Annotated in this window: 3 protein-coding genes and 1 pseudogene; 3 read left to right on the top strand and 1 reads right to left on the bottom strand. The window is 68.5% G+C overall.

Annotated elements, in window-relative coordinates; translation table 11 throughout:
- Window positions 1-553, top strand: a pseudogene (locus VF697_RS02730) (hypothetical protein); the annotation flags it as partial.
- An 84-nt stretch (window positions 554-637) separates the two neighbouring features.
- Here the strand turns inward: VF697_RS02730 and acnA are convergent.
- Window positions 638-3,370 carry an aconitate hydratase AcnA gene (gene acnA / locus VF697_RS02725; protein ID WP_331091898.1) on the bottom strand — a complete coding sequence of 911 codons (2,733 nt, stop codon included), beginning with the start codon at window positions 3,368-3,370 and terminating at the stop codon, window positions 638-640.
- Between the two features lie 261 nt (window positions 3,371-3,631).
- On the opposite strand from acnA, the gene VF697_RS02720 reads away from it, so the two are divergent.
- Window positions 3,632-4,255, top strand: a complete 624-nt coding sequence (locus VF697_RS02720; protein ID WP_331091897.1) for a TIGR02265 family protein — start codon at window positions 3,632-3,634, stop codon at window positions 4,253-4,255.
- Between the two features lie 88 nt (window positions 4,256-4,343).
- Window positions 4,344-4,895 (top strand): CHASE2 domain-containing protein (locus VF697_RS02715; protein ID WP_331091896.1); only part of this gene is annotated, 552 nt, incomplete at its 3' end.

Genomic DNA, 4,895 nt, shown 5'->3' with positions numbered 1-4,895 from the left:
CCCCGACAAGGAGGGTTCCCGGATGTCCATCCGCCTGATGTGCTGCAGCGTGCTCGTCGTTGGCGCCTCGCTCTTGGGTCTGGCCTGCGCTCCCACCGTCGAGGCCCAGCAGCAGTCCCAGCCCCAGGAGCAGAAGACCGGGGGAGAGTTCTGCGGTGGCATCGCCGGCTTCCTCTGCGACAAGGGCTTCATCTGCGTCGACGATCCCAGAGACGACTGTGACCCGAACAAGGGCGGCGCCGACTGCGGCGGCATCTGCCAGGAGGAGAAGAAGAAGCCCACCTGCGACAAGGAGCCCGGCCAGAAATACGTCTCCCGGGACCCGGAGCAGTGCTTCCTCATCGACTTCATCTGCAAAGAAGGCTTCCGGCAGTTCTTCAACGAGTGCGGTTGCGGCTGCCAGAAGGACAAGCTGTCCTGCGACTACGACGATCCCAACCGCTCGTACATCGCGCGGGATCCCGACACATGCGCCGTCATCCGGTTCGCCTGCGCGGAGGGCTTCGCCCACTTCGCCGACGAGTGCGGCTGCGGCTGCGAGCGCACGCCGTAGCGCGCCCCCGGCCCCAAAGACAGACGGCCCGGCGCGCCACGAGGGGCACACCGGGCCGTCAGGGGAGTTGTGCTTCCGGAGTGACTACGCCTTGGCGAGCTGGCGCATCACGTACAGCAGGATGCCGCCGTGGCGGTAGTAGTCGAGCTCGTTGGGCGTGTCGATGCGGCACAGCGCGGTGAATTGTTTGGTGCCGCCCTCGCCCGTGGCCTTCACGGTGAGCTTCTTCTGCGGCGCCAGGTTCTCCGCGATGCCGACGATCTCGAACGTCTCGTGGCCGGTGAGGCCCAGGCTCTGCGCGTCCTGGCCCGCCTCGAACTGCAGCGGCAGCACGCCCATGCCGATCAGGTTCGAGCGGTGGATGCGCTCGAAGCTCTTGGCGATGACCGCCTTGATGCCCAGCATCGCCGTGCCCTTGGCCGCCCAGTCACGGCTGGAGCCCGTGCCGTACTCGGCGCCGGCGAGCACCACCAGCGGCGTGCCCTCCTGCTGGTACTTCATGGAGGCGTCGTAGATGCTCGTCCGCTCGCGGGTGGGGATGTGGACCGTCACGCCGCCCTCCACCCCCGGAACCAGCAGGTTCTTCAGGCGGATGTTGGCGAAGGTGCCGCGCACCATCACCTCGTGGTTGCCGCGACGTGCGCCGTAGGAGTTGAAGTCCTTGGGCTCCACGCCCTGCTCCATGAGGTACTTGGCCGCCGGGCTCGTCTTGGCGATGTTGCCCGCGGGCGAGATGTGGTCCGTGGTGACGGAGTCGCCCAGCAGCGCGAGCACCCGGGCGCCCTTGATGTCCGAGAGCGGCTTGGGCTCGGCCGGGATGTTCTCCAGGAAGGTCGGCCGGCGCACGTAGGTGGACTTGGGGTCCCACTTGAACGTGTTGCCCCCGCCCGACTGGAGCTGCTGCCAGAGCTGGTCGCCCTCCATGGCGCGCGAGTACTGGTGGCGGAACTGCTCCGGCTTCACCGCGGAGGTGATGAAGCCGCGGATCTCCTCGGCGGAGGGCCAGATGTCCTTGAGGAACACCGGCTGGCCGTTGCGGTCCGTGCCCAGCGGCTCGTTGTTCAGGTCCTTGCCCACCTCACCGGACAGCGCGTACGCCACCACCAGCGGCGGCGAGGCCAGGTAGTTCATGCGCACGTGCGGGTTGATGCGGCCCTCGAAGTTGCGGTTGCCGCTGAGCACCGCGGCCACCACCAGGTCCCCCGAGGTGACGGCCTCGGCCACGGGCTCCGGCAGCGGGCCGGAGTTGCCGATGCAGGTGGCGCAGCCGTAGCCCACGATGTGGAAGCCGAGCGCCTCCAGGTAGGGCATGAGGCCGGCCTCCTTGAGGTAGTCCGTCACCACGCGGCTGCCGGGGGCGAGGCTCGTCTTCACCCAGGGCTTCACGTTGATGCCGCGCTCCACCGCCTTCTTGGCCAGCAGGCCCGCGCCCAGCAGCACCGCCGGGTTGGAGGTGTTGGTGCACGAGGTGATGGAGGCGATGACGACCGCGCCGTGGCCCAGCTCGTAGCTCTGGTTGCCGGCCTTCACGGTGACGGTCTGCTTGAGGCGCTCGGGAGGCACCGGGGCCGCGGGGGCCTTGGCCTTGCCACCGCCCTCGTCGTCCTCGCCCTTGCTCTTGCCGGCCGACAGCATCTCCACGAGCGACTTCTCGTAGCCGGCCTTCATCTCCGTGAGGGGCACGCGGTCCTGCGGGCGCTTGGGGCCGGCGAGGCTCGGCACCACCGTGGACAGGTCCAGCTCCAGGGTGTCGGTGAAGACCGGGTCCGGGGTGCTCTCGGTGTGGAAGAGGCCCTGCTCCTTGAAGTACGCCTCGGCCAGCGAGACGAGCTCCTCCGGGCGGCCGGTGAAGCGCAGGTAGTTGAGGCTCTCCTCGTCCACCGGGAAGAAGCCGATGGTGGCGCCGTACTCGGGCGCCATGTTCGCGATGGTGGCGCGGTCCGGCAGCGACAGGCTCTTGAGGCCGTTGCCATAGAACTCGACGAACTTGCCCACCACGCCCTTCTTGCGCAGCATCTGCGTGACGGTGAGCACGAGGTCCGTCGCCGTGGCGCCCGCCGGCAGCTTGCCCGTCAGCTTGAAGCCAATCACCTGCGGAATCAGCATGGTGATGGGCTGGCCGAGCAGCACCGCCTCGGCCTCGATGCCGCCCACGCCCCAGCCCACCACGCCCAGGCCGTTGACCATGGTGGTGTGGCTGTCGGTGCCCACCAGCGTGTCGGGACACACCACGTTGCCCTGACGGAAGGACACCTGGGCCAGGTACTCCAGGTTCACCTGGTGGCAGATGCCCACGTCCGGCGGCACCACGCGGAAGTTCTTGAACGCGTTCTGGCCCCAGCGCAGGAAGGCGTAGCGCTCCTGGTTGCGCTCGAACTCGAGCTCCGCGTTGGCACGGAAGGCATCCGTGGTGCCGAACACGTCCACCTGGAAGGAGTGGTCGATGACGAGGTCCGCCGGGTTGCGCGGGTTGATCTTCGCCGGGTCACCCCCCAGGGACGCGAGCGCCTCGCGCATGGCGGCGAGGTCCACCACCGCGGGCACGCCCGTGAAGTCCTGCAGCAGGACGCGGGCCGGGTGGAAGGAGATTTCAGTGTCCGGCTCGGCCTTGGGATCCCAGGCGAGCATCTTCTCGACGTGCTCGCGCTTCACCACGCGGCCGTCCTCGTTGCGCAGCAGGTTCTCGAGCAGGATCTTCAGCGAGAAGGGCAGGCGCGCCACGGAGGCGTGCTCCTTGCCCACCTTGGCGAGGCTGTAGAAGTCGTGCGTGGCCGAGCCCACCTTGAGCTGGCTCTTGCTCTTGAAGCTGTCCGTCATTGTGAGTGCCGTCCTTCCTTACCGTCCGTCTGATGCGGGGTCTTCTAGGCCCGCCGACAGCGGCTTGCAAAGGGTTCCTGCGGGGGGTTCCAGGGGCGGACGGTTGGGGTGACTTCACCGGCTGTCCGGGTCGTCCCGCCACACCTACATGGGCCTTCGGGCGCACCGGCCCCGGGGCTGCGCCTCACGGGCACACCGGTCTATGCTCCACCGACCGGCACCAGAGGCGACCCGTCCCCACTCCCATGCCCCCGGGGGGCCATGAGCACGAGCGCTGAGCCAGAAGTCGGTGGAGCACTGCCGCCCGAACGAAAGCAGGAGCTGGAAAGGCGACTCGCCCTGGCGACCCCGGGCGACGCCGTGCGCGGGCTGTTCTTCAACAGCATGTTCGAGCTGGTGCGGACGCTCGGAGACGAAGCGGCCGTGGAGCGCTGCCTGGAGGCGAGCGGCGAGCGGCGCTTCTTCGACTTCTTCAACTACCCCGTCAGCGCGCTCCTCCGGGTGACCTACACCGCGGGGAGCGAGCTGAGCGCCCGGTACGGCGACTTCGATGGAGCGCTGCGACAGATGGGGCATCTGGCGATGACGGACTTCTTCGGTTCCGTCATGGGCAGGACGCTCAGGCACCTGTCGGGCCAGGATGTGCGGACCCTGGTGAGCAGCATCCAGGCCATCTACCGGATGACGATGAGCTACGGAGAGCGCCGGGTGGAGTGGGAGAGCCCCAGGAAGGGCCGGCTCATCCTCCAGCGCAACTTCATGCCCTTCGCGTACCACGAGGGGGGACTGCGGACCACGCTCGACCTGATGGGCGCCCGGAGCGTGAGGGTGGTGGGGCGAGCGACGGGGCCACTCGACAGCGAGTACGAGTTCTCCTGGGAGTGAGTGCCTCCGCCTCCCTGGGTTGACTCCGTCTGAACGCGGCGCCGTAACATGGCGGCGACATGACGCACCGTCTCGAGCCAGCCCGCCCATGAAGCCCTTCCTCCGCGTCTACGCCCTGCGGCTGCGCAACGGCTGGAAGTTCATGCTGCTGGTGACCGTGCTCGCCACCGTGGGCGCCGCGCTCTGCCAGAAGTACGACCTGTTGAAGATGGGCGACGCCGAGCGCGCCGCCTATGACCAGGGCCTCACCTTCTTCACGAAGGGACACCCGCGCTCCCAGGACGTCGTCATCGTCGGCATCGACGACAAGACGCTGCAGGGCATCCGGGACAACGAGCGCTACGTCCGCAACTACGGCGTCTACCCCTATTCGCGCAACCTGTGGGCACGCGTCTTCGAGCACCTCGTGGACGAGGGCGCACGCGCCATCGTCTTCGACGCCGTGATGGACGAGCGAGGCACCGACGAGAGCAATGACCTCGCCCTGGCCCGGGTGCTGGAGGAGCGCGGCATCCCCCTCACGCTCGGCTTCAGCATCAACGCGGGCCAGCCCGCGCTCCCCCGGGTGGAGCCGCTCAACCGCCTCCCCCGCCCGCCCGCGCCGCCACCCGCCCCCGCGCCGGACGTCCGTCCCGCCAGC

The sequence above is a fragment of the Archangium sp. genome, assembly GCF_036388035.1.
Lineage (GTDB): Bacteria > Myxococcota > Myxococcia > Myxococcales > Myxococcaceae > Archangium.
This window is presented reverse-complemented; position numbering and strand designations above follow the sequence as displayed.